Raw genomic sequence first — 18776 nt, 5'->3', positions numbered from 1 at the left:
ACACACTTAGCAATCATGCATATCTAGTTTTGAAGGTGCATATAATCACGGAGAGTTACCCAAGAGGCCGAAGGGGACGGTTTGCTAAACCGTTAGTATGCGCAAGCGTAGCGAGGGTTCGAATCCCTCACTCTCCGCCATTTTTATTTTGGCGGCGTAGCTCAGCTGGTTAGAGCGTTCGGTTCATACCCGAAAGGTCGGGGGTTCGATTCCCTCCACCGCTACCAAACTACATAAAAATATGGCGGTCGTGGCGAAGGGGTTAACGCACCGGATTGTGGCTCCGGCACTCGTGGGTTCAAGTCCCATCGATCGCCCCATACCAACATGGGAGTATAGCCAAGTGGTAAGGCACGGGTCTGCAAAACCCTTATCCCCGGTTCAAATCCGGGTACTCCCTCCATTTTAGTCCCAGTAGCTCAGCAGGATAGAGCAACGGCCTTCTAAGCCGTCGGTCGGGAGTTCGAATCTCTCCTGGGACGCCACGCCTTTTCAAAAGATAGCCTCCTTGAGACGTTGTGGCGTCCGCAGGAGGTTTTTTTCGTAGAAGATAGTGCGTCCTTTCAGGAGACAATCAGAAGCAAGTGATAAGTCAAATGGCCTATTTCGAAAAAAAAGTAAAAAAACTTTCAGCCACAATTGGAAATGTTTTGTCTAATTTGTCATAAATTATGTAAAAAAATCAGAGAATATGGCTCCCTTTCTTTTCCGAAAATGTGACGAAACGATGATATTTTTGTAGAGAGGCGTTTGCATTCTTTCAAAATTTTTGCGACATGTAACTTTCTTTTTCGACAAACGTATCTACTAGAAGACTGAGCAAACAAAGCGATAGTTTGACAGGGAAAATCTGGGCTCCATCCAGTTGAAAACGATATTGACTTGCGAAATTTGATTGTGTATACTCAAAAACGTACTTCGTGTCAACAGAAAAACACGAGTAAAATCAGCGTTTATTGGCGGTCGTGGTGGAATTGGCAGACACACCATCTTGAGGGGGTGGCGGGGTGACCCGTGCGAGTTCGAGTCTCGCCGACCGCACCAATCCCGGAAACAATCAGGAAGAAATGGAAACGAGTGTTTGTGTTTTTCTAAATAAACAGAGCCTTTTTCGACAAGGGCTTTTTTTTCTGCCAACTGCCAAGCACTGTCGAATAGAAAGAGAAAAAGGTGGGAAAGGTGATAGCAGTGCCTTATTTTTTCCCACTTTTGGGTCATTGCTTATGAATCGTATTTGATGTAAACTGCCAATTGAGAGAAAAACAATAGAGAAATGTTGGAAAAACAACACTACCTAAATTCAGATCAGACCCAATCTGATTTAGGTCGAGGAGAAGAACCCATGAGTGTAATTAGAGAGATCATTGAGGGATTATTCATCGGATTTACTTCTGCGGTGGGCGTAATCGGCACATACCAAACACTGGTTTCTTGTGCAGGCCTATTCCGCAAAAAGGAGCAAGTAACATCTGAGCCGCAAAAGACGTTTGCTGTGCTCGTGGCTGCTCACAATGAGAGCGCCGTAATTGCTCCGCTTATTGAAAACCTGAAGAAACTCGACTATCCACGTGAAATGTACGACATCTTTGTCATTTGCGACAACTGTACAGATAACACGGCAGAAATTAGTCGGGCGCATGGTGCAATTGCATGTGAGCGTTTTGACACATCCAAGCGTGGGAAAGGCTACGGCATCGAATGGATGCTGGAGAACCTCTGGGCAAGACCAAAGCAGTACGACGCTGTCGTCATGTTTGATGCTGACAACTTGGTAGAGAAAAACTTCCTGAAAGTAATGAATGACCGTCTCTGCAAAGGGGCTCGTGTGATTCAAGGCTACCTTGATTCCAAGAACCCGTTTGATTCCTGGATTACGCTGTCCTATGCGGTTACGTACTGGTTTACAAACCGTATGTGGCAGCTGGCTCGTCACAATTTGGGACTGCCGAACACTTTGGGCGGAACTGGCTTGTGCATTGAGAGCAACCTGCTCAAAGAAATGGGCTGGGGAGCAACGAGTCTCACGGAAGACCTGGAATTTGCAACACGTTGTATTGAACGCGGTATTTACCCGACTTGGGCTCATGACACCAAGGTCTGGGATGAAAAACCGATTGACTTAAAATCGTCTATGCGCCAGCGCTTGCGTTGGATGCAAGGGCACTACGATGTGGCAGGACGCTACATTCGATCTGTATTATTTAATGGTGTGAAGTCGAGAAAGCTGGGGATGCTTGACGCAGCCTTCTACCTCTTCCAACCGATGTACGTGCTGATGGTGACAATGATGTCGGTATTGTTTCTGGCAAGATTTTTTGATATTGGTACGTTTTCAACGGTATCCACGATCTTGCCTACGTGGCTGGTATACGGTTCTACTGCCGTGTTCTACCTGTTGCCAATCTTGGCCCTCTATTTGGATAAAGTCCCGTGGAAGGGGTATTTCGGGCTCCTCTTACTACCGTTCTTTTTCCTGACCTGGCTTCCGATTATGTTTTACGCGTTCTTTACGAAGAAAAACCAAGTGTGGAGTCATACCTCTCACACACGCGCGATTCGTATCGAGGAGATCCAGCAATAGTGATGTAAACAAGCAGAAACCACAGGGGGAATATTCACCTGTGGTTTTCCTATTATCTTAAAGTAGCGAGACCGTTGCCGAATTTGTTATAATGACGTGATCAAGCAAGTAGCGTTTGCCAACGGGATTAAGGCACCAGCGCCAGACGTAGCGGTGCCCATAGGAGGAAAACAGCAATGAAGCTCGCAACAGATATTCACAACAACGACGTCCCATTGTTGTGGGGCGATAAAAGATACCATACATGGAATTATCATTTAAGAGGGACTTTTCACGAAAAGATTTTCAAGGTTCCCTTGGATGGCGGCTTTAGTTGTCCGAATCGGGATGGGAAAGTAGCGACAGGCGGCTGCACGTTTTGCAGCGCGAGAGGATCTGGAGATTTTGCCGGTGACCGCAGAATGGATCTGGAAAGACAGTTTCATGATGTGAAAAATCGCATGCACGAGAAATGGCCGCAAGCCAAGTATTTGGGCTTCTTCCAAGCGTATACGAATACGTATGCGCCTGTGGAGGAACTGCGGGAGATGTACGAAGTCATCCTTAAACAGGAAGGGGTAGTCGGACTCTCCATTGCCACACGTCCTGACTGCTTGCCAGACGACGTCGTGGAGTATTTGGCTGAACTGAATGAGCGCACATATTTGTGGGTGGAGCTCGGTCTGCAGACAGTCCATGAGCACACAGCCCAGTTAATTAATCGAGCGCACGATTATCAATGCTACGTGGACGCTGTAGAGAGGTTGCGCAAGCACAACATTCGTGTATGCTCTCATATCATCTACGGATTGCCGGGAGAGAGCCACGAAGAGATGATGCAGACGGCAGATGCTGTGGCACATCTGGATGTGCAGGGGATCAAGATACACTTGTTGCATCTGCTGCGCAAAACACCGATGGTGAAGCAATATGAAGCAGGACTCTTGGAATTCCTGTCGCAGGAGGAGTACACGAAGCTCGTTGTGGATACATTGGAAATTCTACCTCCAGAGATGATCGTCCACCGAATCACAGGGGACGGACCACCTGATCTCTTGATAGGACCGATGTGGAGTCGCAAAAAGTGGGAAGTTCTGAATGGCATTGATGCAGAACTGAAAGCACGGAATAGCTGGCAAGGAAAGTTTTTCGTGCCACGCACGTAAATGTCACAGCAACAAAAAGGAGGGAGCCTTTTCTGGGCTCCCTTTCTTTTTTATAGACTTCGAATGAGATTTCTCGCACGCTTCGGGTAATTGGTGATCAGTCCATCTACCCCACAGTCAATGGCTCGCTGGATTTGCCGACCAGTATTTACGGTCCAGCTCAAAACTTCAAAATGATGCTGCTTTGCTTGTTTGACCAAGTCTTCCGTCAGTTGATCAAATGGGACGTGCAATTGATCAGCTCGATAGTTGCTGGCTACTTCCCAAGGCTTGGCGAGGGGTCCAACGTATAAAAGTCCCGTCGTTTGCGTGGCATCCAATTGCTTGATTCGTAAAAGGCTGTCGAAGTTAAACGTTGAAATGATGGTTCGCTCTGTTAGCTGATAACGCCTGATTTGTTCGATGACGAGCTCCTCTAAGTGAGGTTGATCAAGGAAGAAATTTTTCATCTCGATGATGAAGCGCAGTGGTGTGTCGACAAACGTCTGAAATACCTCCTGCAGAGTTGGAATGTGGGCTTTTGGTACTCGCATAGATGAGTCTTTATCCGCGCGTAGCTGACGTAGCTCGCGCAATGTGTATTGACGCACCAAGCCAGAACCATTGGTTGTGCGCTCCAGGCTATGGTCATGAATAACAACCAGCTTATTGTCACTGCTGAGCTGAACGTCTAATTCGATCCCATTGGCTTTTCGTCGGACAGCTCCTTGAAACGATTCCATCGTATTTTCCGGAAACAGGCCGGAAGCGCCACGATGGGCATAGATAAGTGGGGGCACGAGGGCTTCCTCCCTTCTCGAGCGTGTTATTCCCTACTACCATGATATGTAAAGGGCCCCTCGATACGACCTGACATGAGAGGCATCTGCAGAAGTCTATCCGATTACGACAAGTACGATGACCAAAAGGACAAAGAGGACAAGGATCATGGCAAAATTGTTATTGCAGCTCACAAAAAACACCCTCCTTCTCGCACATGAAGCATCTACTCTCATGGTATGAAGAACGAGTAAATATGACCCAACAGAATGCCCACCTTCTGTTTTTTTGTGCATGAGGAACGCTTTTTTATACAGATTGGCAGATGACGGCTTTACTTGTTTTGCTACAATGAGAGGAGGAGTATTGTAGGGGAGGATGAAGACCGTGATAAATGTTGTAGGCGCACAGGACACTGGCGACCTGATCATTGATCGACAAAATCGCCGGGTAAAGCTGCATGTGTATGAACCATCACAAATCGAGCAGTGGGATCGGGTCTTGAAGGAGCTGGCCGAAGAGTCAGAGGCAACAAAAGTGATTGTATACGGGAAGAAACTAGATATTCCGCAATGGAAATCCCTGGGTTACGAACTGGAGGGAACCATCGACGGTTTTTTTCAAGGGGAAAACGCGCAGATGCTCACCTGCTACCTGACAAAAGAGCGGGCTACCTCTGGTGCAGAAAAACTTGCTGAGGAAATTCTTGCGTTGAGCCTGTCAAAAGCAGGCAGTACGATAGAGAAATCATTACCAGAGGGATACCATCTGCGTGAAGCAACGGAGTCAGACACAAAAGAATTGGCGTGTCTGTATGGACTGGTATTCGCGACGTATCCTACACCGATGAACGATCCGTCCTATATTCGCAAAACCATGCAGGAAGGTACCATCTACTATGTTGTTGAATTTGAAGGCAAGATTGCATGTGCTGCTTCAGCTGAAGTATCCGAGCGCTTTGGTTCTGCGGAAATGACGGATTGCGCGACCCATCCAGACCATGCGGGGAAAGGTCTCCTCCAACCGCTGTTTATCGCGTTGGAACAAAGGATGGAGGAGGCAGGAATTTACTTTTTGTACACCTTGACTCGGGCACAATCGGCAGGCATGAATGTGACGGCTGCCAAAATGGGTTATGAATATCGGGGAAGGCTGATTAATAACTGTACGATTTTTTCAGGCTATGAAGACATGAATATATGGGTAAAGCCACTTCGCCCGACGAGGGAATAACAGGCTACCTGTTTGTAGGATACAACTGCTGTTGCAGACGACGGGCCATCAGGGCCAACTGAAGCTGCCAACGTTGATGAGCGTCCTCCAGGCGGTAGCCTGTTTTTTCTTCGATCTGGGTCAACCGGTACTTGAGCGTATGTCGATGGATATACAAGGCTTGCGAGGTCTGTAGACCGTTTCCATTCTGGGCCAAATACACTTCAAGTGTTTCGAGCAGCTGTTGATTGTATTTCGTATCATAGCGAATTAATGGGTCCAGCAATGGGTTCCACAGGCGGAGCAAGCTATCTTTTTCACGATGGTACGGAAACAAAAACTGATAGCCCTGCATATCCCGGTATCGCAAAATTTGCGGGGATTGGGCCAACAGCGGGTACGCTTGCAGAGCAAACATTGCTTCTTCGGAGGCACTGACGACGTTTGGCAATTGCTCACAGGGATTGCTCAAGGCGATCTGTAGTGCAAGCTCTGGATGCAGCCCTCTCCAGCGGGAAGTGAGCTGTTCCAACAGGCGTAGGCTCGTCTGATCATCTGGCAAAATAAACAAGAGGCAATGTGGCCGCTCGCGCAGCAAATAAGAGCGTTGATGACGGTCGCTAAGCCTCCGCATCAACGTAATGACACTTTGATGCATGTCTCCAAGCATCGTCTGGTCGGCTACCTCTACGCGAACAGCGACACAGAGATGATGTCCGGCAAGCGGGTACCCCAGCATGCGACAACGGCTCTCCAGCTCCGTATGGGTCATCTGCTGCCCGTTCAGCAACTCCTCCACAAAATCCCCTTTTAACCGCCATTCCGTTGCCGCTACCGCCCTTTCCTTTACATATTCGAGTGCACATAAGGTAGAGGCATGCTGTAGAGCGACGTTATCGAGCTCTTTCCAGGCGTGCTCAGGCTTCGTTAAGGTCAACGTGCCAAAATGCTCGCGATTGGCGCGAATCGGTACACGATGCGCGATTTCCTGAGACTGATCATGTGGCAGTGCCTCCGAACTGCCATGCTGTGTGACTTCGAAGCCTAATGCATCAACGAGTGACACGACGCCTCCCGTAAGTACAGCGAGCTCCCCGGCAATAGCGGGAAGGCCTCCCTTGGACAGGGCAGCGTCAATCATACGGTTATGAATGGCAGAGGAATAGGCCAGCGTTTCAAATTGCCGATTCATGATCGGCTGCAAGATGGCTTTGGTTATGGTTGAAAAGTTTATCTCCGTGGGAATTTCAATCAATGGAAGTTGATAGTGATCCGCCAAAGTCAAAAACGTCTCGGGGATTTCCCGTAAATAAAAACCTGTATGAATTGCAACGCCACTCAGCTTTTGCTTCGCCAACGAAGGAATAAAAGAAGCGAGCTTTTCTGTGTGCTCAGCCAGCCCGAAGCCGGTTGTAATCAAAAATTCGCCTTCCTGCAAGCGACTCGTATCCTCCAGCACCTCGACAATTGTCACCCAACGAATCGGATTGTCCAGTCCGCCTGCTCCTGCGATCAGCCTGGTGTGAACCATGTCCGGCAGTTGCAGTGCTTCTCTTATCGTGATGGTCATCAGGTATCTCCTCCAAAAGCCTCGGTAAAGGTTCTCTTATACAAAATGTACAAAAGATTTTGTCTCTTTTCCATGTTTTTTTGCCAGCACGTAGGATGGCTCTTGCGTGCTGGTCAGCTAGGATAGAGGTATAGAATAAGCGAGGTGGCGACGAAAATGACGAAAAGCTATGTAATCAAGCCTGAATTGGGCAAAGAGTATCCGGTTATTTCTCACGGTAAAGGCATCTATCTTTACGATAAAGAGGGGAATCGTTACATCGACGGTTCAAGTGGAGCGGTGACGGCAAGCATTGGTCACGGTGTGGAAGAAGTGGCTGAGGCGATGTATGCGCAAGCCAAGGAGGTTTCCTTCGTATACCGGTCGCATTTCAGCAGCGATGCTGTGGAGAAGCTGGCTACAAAGCTAGCGGAGTGGGCACCAGGCTCAATGAACTGGACGTTTTTTGTCAGCAGCGGTTCGGAAGCAACCGAGACGGCACAAAAAATCGCGATTCAGTACTGGCAAGAAAAAGGAAGACCAACGAAAAACCGGATTATCTCCCGCTGGATGAGCTATCACGGGATTACAATGGGTGCACTTTCGATGTCTGGACACGTCTTGCGCAGAAAGCGCTTCACTCCACTATTGGCTGACTATCCGGCGATCACCGGACCATATCCGTATCGCAAACCAGAAGACATGTCCCTCGAATCGTATGCGCTTGCGTGTGCAAACGAGCTGGAGACGGCAATCTTGCGCGTTGGACCTGAGCAGGTAGCGGCATTCATCGCAGAGCCAGTCATCGGCGCTTCTGGGGGAGCGGTCGTGCCACCAGACGGTTACTTCCAACGTATTCGCGAGATTTGTGATAAATATGAGGTTTTGTTTATCGCAGACGAAGTAATGACGGGAGTAGGTCGCACAGGGAAAGCGTTTGGGATCGACCATTGGGGCGTCGTGCCTGACCTGATGACATTGGGTAAAGGGATGAGTGCCGGTTACACGCCTATGGCTGCTACGATTGTCTCGGACGAAATCATTGAGACCATTACAAAAGGTAGCGGCTCGATTATGGCAGGGCATACGTATAGTGCCAATCCACAATCTGCTGCTGTTTCTCTGGCTGTCCTCGACTATGTGGAGAAGCATCAGTTGGTCGACAAAGCAGCCGAACAAGGTGCCTATATGCTTGCCCGCCTAAAAGAACTGGCAGACGAGCTGCCGTTGATCGGAGATGCACGTGGTCTTGGCATGCTGTGCGCACTGGAATTTGTGAAAAACAAGCAGACAAAAGAACCGTTTGCGCTTTCGGGGGGAGTGGGCGGGAAGGTCATTCAAAAAGCATTTGAAAAAGGCTTGCTTATTTATCCGGCAATGGGCGGAATCGAAGGGGTGGCAGGGGATGCTGTCATCATCTCACCTCCACTGACCATTACCACGGAGCAAATCGATGAACTGATATCTCTGCTGAAAGAAGCGGTGGTAGCTGTTCAGCAAGAGCTCCAAGACAAGGCACTGATCGGATAGAGAAGGAGGAACGAGGATGACAAATCGATTTGAAAAGGTCGTCTCCCTGTCCGAAGCGCTCACCCATTTTCGCGATGGGATGACGCTGTTGGCAGGGGGATTCGGTGGCGTAGGAAACCCGCCTACTTTAATACAGGGAATTTTGGATAGAGGTGTGCGTGATCTGACGCTGATCAGTAACGATACGGCTTTCCCGCATATCGGAATTGGCAAGCTGGTAACCGAAAAGCGCGTCAAAAAAGTGATAGCTTCGCATATTGGCTCAAATCCGAACGCAGGGGCCCAAATGACAGCTGGGGAGCTGGAAGTAGAGTTCTGCCCGCAGGGGATACTTGCAGAGCGTGTACGGGCAGGTGGAGTCGGTCTGGGAGGCATTCTATCGGATGTCGGCATCGGGACGATCGCGGAAAAAGGAAAACAGAAGGTCGTTCTGGATGGAAAGGAATACTTGTTGGAGACACCGCTCACTGCCGAAGTGGCTATCGTACATGCGAAAAAAGCGGATCGCTTTGGCAATTTGGTGTTTGATACAAGTGCACGGAATTTCAATCCGTTAGTGGCGATGGCAGGTGACATTACCATCGTGGAAGCGGATGAGATAGTAGAGGTAGGCATGATCGACCCGGAAGAAATCGTCACCCCGGGCGTTTTCGTGAACCTTATTGTCCAAAGTGAAGGGGTGAACTGGCAATGGGCATGGGAGAAGTAAAAGAAACCGAGAGCTATCGTGAACGTATTGCCCGCCGCGCAGCATTAGAAGTGGAAGACGGCATGATCATTAACTTGGGAATCGGCATTCCAACGTTGGTTGCGGATTTTATTCCAGCGGAAAAACGAGTCATGTTTCACGCGGAGAACGGCATTCTCGGTACAGGGCCAAGCCCTGCGAAAGGCGAGGAGAATGCCATGCTTTGCAATGCGGGCGGTTTTCCTGTCACGCTTGCCACAGGAGCTTCCTTTTTTGACAGTGCGACTGCTTTTGCCATCATTCGCCGTGGACTATTGGATATGACGATTTTAGGAGTTCTGGAAGTAAGCCAAAATGGTGACATTGCCAACTGGATCGTTCCAGGCAAACGCGTCCCTGGCATGGGAGGAGCTATGGAGCTGGCACAAAAGGCCAAAAAGGTCATGGTTGTGACCACGCATCTAGATAAAAACGGACGTTCGAAAATCGTTCGGGAATGCTCACTGCCGTTAACTGCAACAAAAGCTGCGGATTTGATTATCACGGACATGGCTGTTATGGAGGTCATGCCAGATGGTTTGTATCTGCGGGAAGTCATGTATCCATACAGTGTCGCTGATGTGATTGGAGCAACGGAAGCCGAGCTCAAGATGGACGGAGAGGTTGGCGTTTTCCGCTAAGCAAAGACAAAACCATGGAACGGGGGAAAAACATGGCAAACTGGCAGGTGCTTATACGGGAGCAATTGGAAAAAGATCGAGAGGCTGCTGTTCAACTGCTGCAGCAATGGGTAAAAAGCCCAAGTGTACAAGGAGAAGAGCAATCCATCCAGCAAAGCATTGCAGAGCTTTTGGGGCAGATGGGGTTGGACGTTGACTTATGGGTCATGGAAGGCGAAGAGCTAGTGTCACATCCGTATTTTGTCTCCCCGCGTACCACATTTGAGGGCAGCCCGAATGTCGTCGGTGTGTGGAAGGGACAAGGAGATGGCCGTTCCATCATTTTAAACGGACACGTGGATGTAGTGCCCGCGGGAGATCTGGCACAGTGGGGCGATGATCCGTTTAGCGGGAAGGTGGAAGACGGCAAGCTTTATGGACGCGGAGCAACCGACATGAAAGGTGGAAATTTATCATCGTTGTTGGCGATCCAGGTTCTACAGAAGTTGGGTGTGCAACTAAAAGGCGACGTCATTTTTCAGAGCGTTGTAGAAGAAGAAAGCGGCGGTGCAGGTACATTGGCGACGATCATTCGTGGTTACAAGGCGGATGCTGCCCTGATTCCAGAGCCGACCAATATGAAAATTTTCCCGAAGCAGCAGGGCTCCATGTGGTTCAGATTGACCGTCAAAGGGCGTTCTGCTCACGGAGGGACCCGCTACGAGGGAGTCAGCGCCATCGAAAAGAGCATGCTTGTCGTTCAAGCCATTGGACAATTGGAAAAAGAGCGTAACGATCGACTCGAAGATCCACTCTACGCCAAGCTGCCCATTCCGATCCCGATTAATCTGGGGGTGATTGAGGGTGGCAAGTGGCCTTCGTCTGTAGCTGACCTCGTCAAGCTGGAAGGAAGGATGGGGGTTGCCCCAGGAGAACAGATGGACGATGCCAAAGCAGAAATGGCGGCTGCACTCAAAAAGCTGGCAGAGGTCGATCCGTGGTTTGCAGAGCAGCCTGTTGAGCTGGAATGGTTCGGAGCTCGTTGGGTCCCGGGAGCAGTGGAGCTCGATCATCCGTTGATGGAGATTTTGCAAGCGCAGTTTGAAGCTGTGACAGGAGATCGTGCCATTGTGGAAGCATCGCCTTGGGGAACAGATGGCGGTTTGTTGACTGCTTTGGCCAATACCCCAGCGATTGTAGTCGGACCTGGAGTCACACAGGTTGCACACTACCCGAATGAATACATCGTTTTGGATGAGGTATTCCGTTGTGCTGAGATCTTTGCGCTTACGTTATTGGAATGGTGCGGTGTGGCTGAAAGTGTGAAAGAGTAAGGGAATATCCAAATATTTCAAAGTCAAGACAGGAAGGCACGTATATGAGGGAGAATGATTGGAAGGTGAACGCCAATCAATGAGAGTGAGGATATGCCGATGAAAAAAACGTGCTTTATCGGGGGGGAGTGGGTCCCAGCTACTGCTCATGCACCGCTATTCTCTCCATGTACAGGTCAAGAGATTGCACAAATTTCGCAAGCAGACTCATCATTGGTTGAAAAAGCAATTGCTGCGGCCCACGAAGCGACAGCCGTCATGCGGCGACTTCCTGCCTATCAACGCGCCTTCCTGCTTGAAAAAATCTCGATTTTGATGAATGAACGTTTGGAAGAAGCAGCGCGGATCATTGCAATAGAAGCGGGGAAACCAATCAAAACAGCCCGTGGTGAAGTGATTCGAACCATTCAGACGTATAAATTTGCGGCAGAGGAAGCCAAACGGCTCCACGGAGAAACCGTACCATTCGATGCAGCTATCGGGGGAGAGGGACGTTTGGCTTATACTGTGCGTGAACCACTGGGAGTCATCGGCGCAATTACACCCTTTCCTTTTCCAATGAATCTCGTTGCTCATAAGGTCGGACCTGCTCTAGCTGCTGGCAATACTGTTGTTCTCAAGCCAGCATCGCAGACACCGCTTAGCGCATTGTTCCTAGCAGAGCTTGCAGAGCAAGCTGGTGTGCCCGCAGGAGCCCTCAATGTGATTACGGGCAGTGGGGCGAGCGTAGGTGATAAAATTGTATCTGATCCAAGAGTCAGGGCGGTGACCTTTACAGGGAGTCCAAATGTTGGGCTGGAGATACGCAATCGAGCGGGTATGAAAAGAGTCACGCTCGAGCTGGGATCGAATTCGGCAGTAATCGTTGATCGCAATGTGCAGCTGAATGAAGTGATTCCTCGATGCGTTTTTGGCGCCTTCGCTTATTCTGGGCAGGTATGTATCTCTGTGCAAAGAATTTATGTGGACAAAGAAATCTATCCAGATTTCGTCGAACATTTTGTTGAGCAAACACGAGCACTTCGCGGTGGTGATTCGCTTTCTGAGGACGCGGACTATTCTGCCATGATTAATCCGCGCGAAATAGAACGTGTTTTGGAGTGGATTCATGAGGCACTTCTTCAGGGGGCGCGTTTGGAGTGTGGGGGACAGATCGTGGATCGGATGCTTCAGCCTACGGTATTAACGGGTGTTCCGGCAGATGCAAAAGTATCTTGTCAGGAGGTATTCGGCCCTGTCGTTCTGATAAATCCAGTGGAGTCGGTCCGGCACGGTATTACGTTGGTAAACGATTCTCGCTATGGATTACAGGCTGGTGTCTATACAAACAATCTGTCGTTGGCTCTGGAAGCGGCAGAAGAGCTACGCGTTGGCGGTGTGATGGTGAATGATATTCCCACTTTTCGCGTGGATCATATGCCATACGGTGGCGTGAAAGAGAGCGGACTTGGTCGAGAAGGGGTCAAATACGCGATAGAAGAAATGACGGAATTGAAACTCGTTGCCATCAAGCGATAAAGGAAATGGGAAAAGAGCTCTTGCAAAAAATAGTAGAGCTGTGATATAGTATATATTGTTGAAATACGGAGGGATACCGAAGTGGTCATAACGGGGCGGTCTTGAAAACCGTTAGAGTGCAAGCTCACGCGGGTTCGAATCCTGCTCCCTCCGCCATAAATACAAATGAACCGACTCCAGTTTAGAAGCTGGGGTCTTTTTTATGGTCGAGAGCTTTGAGAGTTAGTTGTCGGTTATTTTTTTTGAAAATATCAGAAAATAAAGAAAACTAATATATAATGGAGATGAGACTATAAGTGATGGGGGAATTTGCATGCTAGAAGCGCAAAGGGTTCGGAGAAATGCACTTGGCGATATTTTGCGAAGAAGTCGTGGACGAAATCCTGATAAGCCTGCCCTGTACTTTGAAGAAGAAGTATTGACCTACACGCAGCTTGATCAGCTTGCAAACAAGACGGCTCATTCGCTTCTTTCAAGAGGCCTGCAAAAAGGGGAGCGGGTAGCAGTACTGTCACGCAACTCGATGGATTTTGCGATTCTGAATTTTGGGCTAGCGAAAGCAGGAGCCATCATGGTGCCGATTAACTTTATGTTGAATAAGGAAGATGTCGCTTATATTTTCGGTCATGCGGAAGTGAGTGCGTGCTTCGTAGCCCCCGAATTCATGCGGCTCGCTCAAGACGGACTCCACTTAGCTGGAATTTCCCCCAAGCTGCTTTCCGTCATCTCCAAACCAGCAGCACAAGCAGAGGAATGGCTGCCTTTTCGCACGCTGATTGAAGCGGCAGACGACCATGAGCCTGAAGTAGACATAGTGGACGAAGATGTTGTGCAGATTTTGTATACTAGCGGAACGGAATCAAAGGCAAAGGGTGTTATGCTCACTCATAAAAGCATTATCTCCGAATATGTCAGCACGATTATCGAAGGCGGAATGACGCAGGATGATGTGGCAGTTCACGCACTCCCCTTGTTCCATAGTGCGCAGCTTCATTGCTTTTTAGGTCCGTACGTGTACCTGGGTGGAAGCGGAATTATTTTGGAACAGGCAACCCCTGCGTTGATGCTACAGACGGTAGAGGAGTATAAGGCTACTCAGTTGTTTTGTCCGCCAACCGTGTGGATTGCCTTACTGCGTTCTCCCGATTTTGCCGCGCGTAATTTGAGTTCTTTGCAAAAGTGCTACTATGGTGCAGCAATCATGCCAGTAGAAGTATTAAAAGAGCTCGGTCAACGTCTCCCCAACGCACAGTTTTACAATTTTTACGGACAGACGGAAGTGGCGCCATTAGCAACTGTTTTACAACCGAAGGATCAGATGAGAAAAGCAGGCTCTGCAGGCAAGCCAGCATTAAATGTGGAAACGAAAATCGTCGATGATGATGGGAAGGAAGTCCCACGCGGTAGTGTTGGTGAAATTGTACACAGGACCAGCCATGCGATGCTGGGGTATTTCCGAGATGAGGAAAAGACACAGGCTGCCTTCCAAGGAGGGTGGTTTCACAGCGGGGATTTAGGCATCATGGATGACGAAGGTTATATTACGGTCGTTGATCGGAAAAAAGATATGATTAAATCGGGGGGAGAGAACGTTGCAAGCAGGGAGGTTGAGGAGCTTATTTATCAACATCCGAAAGTGTCTGAGGTCGCTGTGATCGGAGTTCCCCATCCGTACTGGATCGAAGCTGTGACGGCTGTCGTTGTGCCAAAAGCAGGTGAGTTACTGACTGCCGACGAGATGCTTGCTTTTTGCAAAGAACGTCTTTCCTCCTTCAAAGCACCCAAATATGTAATGATTGCTGACAATCTTCCTAGAAATCCCAGCGGCAAAATCTTGAAAAGAGAGTTGCGCCTCCGATATGAAACATTGACGACGTAGACACTCGCAAGGTCTAAAGCACAGAAAAACCCGCTCTGAATCCGGAGCGGGCTTTTTGCTGCTGTGATTATTTTACGTTGGAAACAGTCGGGCGATCGGCTTTAATGATTTCAAAACGATAGCCTTTTTCTTTCAAGTACGAAATGATTTCGGGGAGAGCTTCAGCCGTTGGCGACTTGGTACTGGAATCATGCATCAAAACAACGATTTCTTTTTGTGACTTTACTTGCTGCTTTATGTTTGCCAATGCTTGCGCGGCTGTGTATTTGTTGCTCCTTGCATCGCCATTGGTTACATTCCAGTCGATAAACATATAGCCACGTTGCTTCGCCTCTGCTTTAATCGCCTGCATGACTGTATGCTGCTTGTTATAACGTGTGGGATCTTGATATTTCAAACTGACGGTATTCGTACTGCCACCTGGATAGCGGAACACGGTTGGCTTTACACCGATTGCCTTTTCAATCATTTGACTGCCTTTTTCCAGGTCTGCAAAAAAGCCATCCATATTTTTGTAAAGAAGCTGATAATTATGGGAATACGAATGTCCTCCCAGCGCATGTCCTTCAGCTACAATCCTCTTAAGAATGGCCTCATGACCAGCCACCTCACGGCCTACAATAAAGAAGGTGGCTTTGACCTGATGCGTTTTCAGCGTATCCAAAACGCGAGGAGTTACAGCAGAAGGTCCATCGTCAAAGGTTAAATAAGCGATTTTCTCAGAAGTCTTCGGTGTCTGAGGGATCGGTTTTTTAACGGGTTCAGGCTTTTTCGTTTGATCGGTCGTTCCATTATGATTGCCAGTCTTCGGTGGAGTCGGTTTCTCTGGTTTTGCTGGCTTGGACGGTTTTGGCTGTTCTGATTGCTTTGGTTGTTCCGGTTGTTTTGTGTGCTTTTGTTGAAGTGGCTGCATCGGGATAAATGGTTTATCGCCATAGATCAAATATTTTTGCCGCAGCTCTATAAATTTCTTCAGATCCGCTTCATAGGAGGAAACGATCTCCTGCGGGGATTTTCCTTGTTCGAGAAGCAGACCGATTTTATTGGTACCCATCACTTTGTCGAACATGGAGATTTGCATACTCGTACTTCTTGGTATAGGGAATGTCTGTAATTGCTTGGCATAAGCTAGCGCGTAAATACCTGTTTTTGCCGGGTTAAACTGATGTGGATCGTTGATCTGAAGGCGTACGCCCCCGGCAGTTCCTTTATTCTCAGGAATAAAGAGGACGCCAGGCAGAAGACTCCCATTTAACAGATCGGCGTACTTGTGCGAATCTAGACCCTCTGCCCCGATCCAGGTGAAATAGTCGCCTTGATGAATAGGGGTACCCTCACCCAAACCAGTTGCCATATACCCGAAAACCGAGGTCAAGTTAGGGATGTGCGGAGAACTCGGAATCCAGGCCAATCCTGTCTGTTGGTAAATCATGTTGCGTGTATAGCCTTGCATCGGAATGACGGTAAGATCTACACCGATGGTACGATTGAAAAACAAGGCCAGCTCTCCGATGGTCATACCATGTGCAAGCGGGAGGGTATCCACTCCGATAAAGGAGCGGTAAGGAGGTTCAACTACAGGACCCTCGACAATCGTTCCACCGAGAGGATTCGGTCGATCCAGTACCATTACTTCTTTTCCTTGTTCTTTTGCAGCTATCATGGCGTATTGCAAGGTAGATATGTATGTGTAGGTTCTCGATCCGATATCCTGCAAATCAACGAGAAGAATATCGATGTCTTTCAGCATTTCTGGTGTCGGCTTGCGAGTTGATCCAGACAAGCCGTAGACGGGAATAGCGTAGACGGGATGAACAAAGCTCGTTACTTGTTTCCCTGCGACCGTTTTTCCGTCGAGGCCGTGTTCAGGTGCATACAGAGCGGTTAAATGGACGGAGCGATCACGTCGTAACATGTCGATCGTGCTAACCATTTGACTGTTTAGACCTGTTTGATTCGTAATTAACCCGACTTTTTTGCCTTCAATGAGATGGTGGAACTGATTGAACAGTACATCACTTCCCAATTGGATGGCAGTCGTATTGGCGGAGCTTCCTACTGGAGGAATTAAGGTTAAGATAATTGCCAGGATGAGGAAAGGGAGAAATTTGTTCATCATACATTGCCTCTTTCAAGATAAAATACTGTCGCTTCTTGTCTATTGTAACGGTTTTGCAAAGCAAGATGGTTGCATTTTTGTAACAATTTGAAATTAGGTCAAAAGGAGGAGGAAAAGTAACGGAAAAGAGGAGAGCTACTAGGAAAGAATGATCTTTTGAAAAGGAGACTAGAGGAAAATCTTGAAACTGCCTTCATCCTATAGTAGATTAAGAATCGTGTGAACCTTTTTGGAAATGGAGTGAATGTTTTGCTAAAAAAAGTAACCTCATTACTGCTAGCGATCGCTTTGGTACCGTTGGCAGCATTTTCTGCGGCAGCAGCGCCTGCAACTGTAACGCCTAAAACCGTACAGAATGCTGTTAAGGTGGAGTACAATAAAAAACAAATTGCGTTTCCTGACCAAGCACCAATTATCAACCAAGGACGTACACTGGTTCCGATTCGTCCGATTGCAGAGAGTCTTGGATTTGAAGTGAAATGGAATGAACAAACTCGTACCGTTACCATCAATAAAGGGAAAGATAACATCAGATTGGTCGTTACTCAAAAAATTGCCAACAAAAATGGACAAACGATTAACCTAGATGTACCTGCACAGATTGTGAACAAGCGTACCGTAGTACCTGTTCGTTTCATCGCGGAAGCTCTGAGCTACAAGGTTGAGTGGGATCCGAATACACAAACTGTATTGATTGCGGATAATGTGAACCCTAATCAAGTCGGCCAACAGGAAAAGCCAAAAGATCCGACGAAACCAGCTACAGATGAGAAAAAAACTGAGCAGGTTGCTTTGATTGACAAGGAAAGTATTGAAGGGAAATCTACTACAATAGCTGTGATCGGACTGTATCGAGTTACTGGTAAGGTTGATCCGAAAGCAGATCTGACCGTTGTAATCGAAGATGATACACATGAAGTAGAAGTTAATGCAGATGGCACTTTTAAATTACAAATAAATGGTGATGAAGGCATTCGCAGCTTTACCGTAAAAGCTGAAAAAGACGGTAAACAAGATACTTTTGAAGGCGAATTTATTTCCATTGATTAAGCCGTCTGATTTCTGAGTAAGAACACCTCCTGCACATCACACTAAGTGCAAGGAGGTGTTTTTGTTGTGAGACGAATGAGTGGGAGTATCATTGCTGTACTCCTGTTTGCCGGCTTGCTGACAGGGTGTTCACCTAACAAAGAACAGGGCACCGAAGATCAGAACGGAAATCAGGCCAAATTTGAATCTCTCGGAATTAACTTCCAGAACGATAACGTTGGTAGGGATAAAGGACCGGCAGCCATGATTAGCCAAAAGAGGGTTCATCAGCGAGAGCCGCAGCTCGTGAGGCACTTGGAAGGGCACGCGGAAAAGCTGCCCGGTGTAGCCGATATCAAGGTGTTAGCATACAAGGATAACCTGATTGTAGGTGTGTTGCCAGTCGATACACCAAAGCCTGACGAAGTCAACCCGCGGCCGTCCATCCCGTATACGCCTGGAAAAATTGTGCGAGTCGATAATGGTCATCCAGATTCGCTGCACAGACGTGTTGTGGATCGGATGAGGTCACGCTTGCAGGCAGAAACACGCTTCAACATTTTGTACGTGTCTACCAATCGCGCTGTTTATGACCGGATTACAGATTTGCATTCACGAATTACAAACGGAGAGCACATCAGTGACGAAGAATTCCAAGTTTTGTTAAATGATATTGGATATACGGTGATTGGATATAATTTAGTGGATTGAAAGAGCACCACCTGGACTCCCGGGTGGGCTTTTTGTCGATTAAGGCTCAAATGGCAGGAGAAT

General features: G+C 48.2%; 15 protein-coding genes and 7 tRNA genes. 18 read left to right on the top strand and 4 right to left on the bottom strand.

Annotation, left to right across the window (positions count from 1 at the left end):
• Positions 1–49: 49 nt before the first annotated feature.
• The 8 genes from C7R94_RS15280 (at position 50) to mnmL (ending at position 3726) form a co-directional block, all read left to right on the top strand.
• Positions 50–140 (top strand) — tRNA-Ser (locus C7R94_RS15280).
• 10 nt (positions 141–150) lie between these two features.
• A tRNA-Met gene (locus C7R94_RS15275) sits at positions 151–227 on the top strand.
• A gap of 17 nt (positions 228–244) precedes the next feature.
• Positions 245–320, top strand: a tRNA-His gene (locus tag C7R94_RS15270).
• 9 nt (positions 321–329) lie between these two features.
• Positions 330–403, top strand: a tRNA-Cys gene (locus C7R94_RS15265).
• A 5-nt stretch (positions 404–408) separates the two neighbouring features.
• Positions 409–485, top strand: a tRNA-Arg gene (locus tag C7R94_RS15260).
• A gap of 474 nt (positions 486–959) precedes the next feature.
• Positions 960–1044: transfer RNA gene (locus tag C7R94_RS15255), tRNA-Leu, on the top strand.
• Between the two features lie 298 nt (positions 1045–1342).
• Positions 1343–2581, top strand: a complete 1239-nt coding sequence (locus C7R94_RS15245; protein WP_106782472.1) for a glycosyltransferase family 2 protein — start codon at positions 1343–1345, stop codon at positions 2579–2581.
• Between the two features lie 176 nt (positions 2582–2757).
• Positions 2758–3726 carry a tRNA modification radical SAM protein MnmL/YtqA gene (mnmL, locus tag C7R94_RS15240; RefSeq protein ID WP_047068639.1) on the top strand — a complete coding sequence of 323 codons (969 nt, stop codon included), beginning with the start codon at positions 2758–2760 and terminating at the stop codon, positions 3724–3726.
• A 50-nt stretch (positions 3727–3776) separates the two neighbouring features.
• On the opposite strand, the gene C7R94_RS15235 is transcribed toward mnmL, so the two are convergent.
• A complete protein-coding gene (locus C7R94_RS15235) occupies positions 3777–4505 on the bottom strand; it encodes a glycerophosphodiester phosphodiesterase (RefSeq protein ID WP_106782469.1) in 729 nt (242 codons plus the stop codon).
• 96 nt (positions 4506–4601) lie between these two features.
• The gene (locus C7R94_RS31005) at positions 4602–4721 is read right to left on the bottom strand and encodes a YjcZ family sporulation protein (protein WP_369835000.1); all 120 of its coding nucleotides are present in this window, start codon (positions 4719–4721) and stop codon (positions 4602–4604) included.
• Between the two features lie 142 nt (positions 4722–4863).
• Here C7R94_RS31005 and ablB point away from each other — a divergent pair, with 142 nt between their 5' ends.
• The gene (gene ablB / locus C7R94_RS15225; RefSeq protein WP_106782460.1) at positions 4864–5718 is read left to right on the top strand and encodes a putative beta-lysine N-acetyltransferase; all 855 of its coding nucleotides are present in this window, start codon (positions 4864–4866) and stop codon (positions 5716–5718) included.
• Between the two features lie 4 nt (positions 5719–5722).
• Here the strand turns inward: ablB and C7R94_RS15220 are convergent, their stop codons facing one another.
• Positions 5723–7267 (bottom strand): PucR family transcriptional regulator, encoded by a 1545-nt coding sequence (locus C7R94_RS15220; protein ID WP_106782458.1) that lies wholly within the window; start codon positions 7265–7267, stop codon positions 5723–5725.
• 156 nt (positions 7268–7423) lie between these two features.
• Between C7R94_RS15220 and C7R94_RS15215 the strand changes: the two genes are divergently transcribed.
• The 7 genes from C7R94_RS15215 (at position 7424) to C7R94_RS15185 (ending at position 14854) form a co-directional block, all read left to right on the top strand.
• Positions 7424–8776 (top strand): aspartate aminotransferase family protein, encoded by a 1353-nt coding sequence (locus C7R94_RS15215; RefSeq protein ID WP_106782453.1) that lies wholly within the window; start codon positions 7424–7426, stop codon positions 8774–8776.
• 16 nt (positions 8777–8792) lie between these two features.
• The gene (locus C7R94_RS15210) at positions 8793–9485 is read left to right on the top strand and encodes a 3-oxoacid CoA-transferase subunit A (protein ID WP_106782451.1); all 693 of its coding nucleotides are present in this window, start codon (positions 8793–8795) and stop codon (positions 9483–9485) included.
• Entirely contained in the window at positions 9467–10144 is a 678-nt protein-coding gene (locus tag C7R94_RS15205) for a 3-oxoacid CoA-transferase subunit B (protein ID WP_012685801.1), read from the top strand. The genes C7R94_RS15210 and C7R94_RS15205 overlap by 19 nt, the downstream gene beginning before the upstream one ends.
• 32 nt (positions 10145–10176) lie before the next feature.
• Complete coding sequence (locus tag C7R94_RS15200) at positions 10177–11457, top strand: peptidase (protein ID WP_106782449.1); 1281 nt, start codon at positions 10177–10179, stop codon at positions 11455–11457.
• A 99-nt stretch (positions 11458–11556) separates the two neighbouring features.
• Entirely contained in the window at positions 11557–12975 is a 1419-nt protein-coding gene (locus tag C7R94_RS15195) for an aldehyde dehydrogenase family protein (protein ID WP_199197939.1), read from the top strand.
• Positions 12976–13042: 67 nt separating this feature from the next.
• Positions 13043–13131 (top strand) — tRNA-Ser (locus C7R94_RS15190).
• 157 nt (positions 13132–13288) lie between these two features.
• Positions 13289–14854, top strand: a complete 1566-nt coding sequence (locus C7R94_RS15185) for an acyl-CoA synthetase (RefSeq protein ID WP_106782443.1) — start codon at positions 13289–13291, stop codon at positions 14852–14854.
• Between the two features lie 67 nt (positions 14855–14921).
• On the opposite strand, the gene C7R94_RS15180 is transcribed toward C7R94_RS15185, so the two are convergent.
• A complete protein-coding gene (locus tag C7R94_RS15180) occupies positions 14922–16970 on the bottom strand; it encodes an exo-beta-N-acetylmuramidase NamZ domain-containing protein (RefSeq protein WP_106782493.1) in 2049 nt (682 codons plus the stop codon).
• A gap of 222 nt (positions 16971–17192) precedes the next feature.
• Between C7R94_RS15180 and C7R94_RS15175 the strand changes: the two genes are divergently transcribed.
• On the top strand, positions 17193–18023 hold the full coding sequence (locus C7R94_RS15175) for a copper amine oxidase N-terminal domain-containing protein (protein ID WP_106782441.1): 831 nt from the start codon (positions 17193–17195) through the stop codon (positions 18021–18023).
• A 75-nt stretch (positions 18024–18098) separates the two neighbouring features.
• A complete protein-coding gene (locus C7R94_RS15170; protein WP_233220574.1) occupies positions 18099–18713 on the top strand; it encodes a YhcN/YlaJ family sporulation lipoprotein in 615 nt (204 codons plus the stop codon).
• Positions 18714–18776 lie beyond the last annotated feature (63 nt).

The organism is Brevibacillus sp. NRRL NRS-603, from assembly GCF_003013445.1.
In the GTDB taxonomy this organism is placed as follows: Bacteria; Bacillota; Bacilli; order Brevibacillales; family Brevibacillaceae; genus Brevibacillus; species Brevibacillus formosus.
The sequence above is the reverse complement of the archived record's forward strand: the minus strand, read 5'-3'. Positions and strand labels throughout refer to the sequence as shown.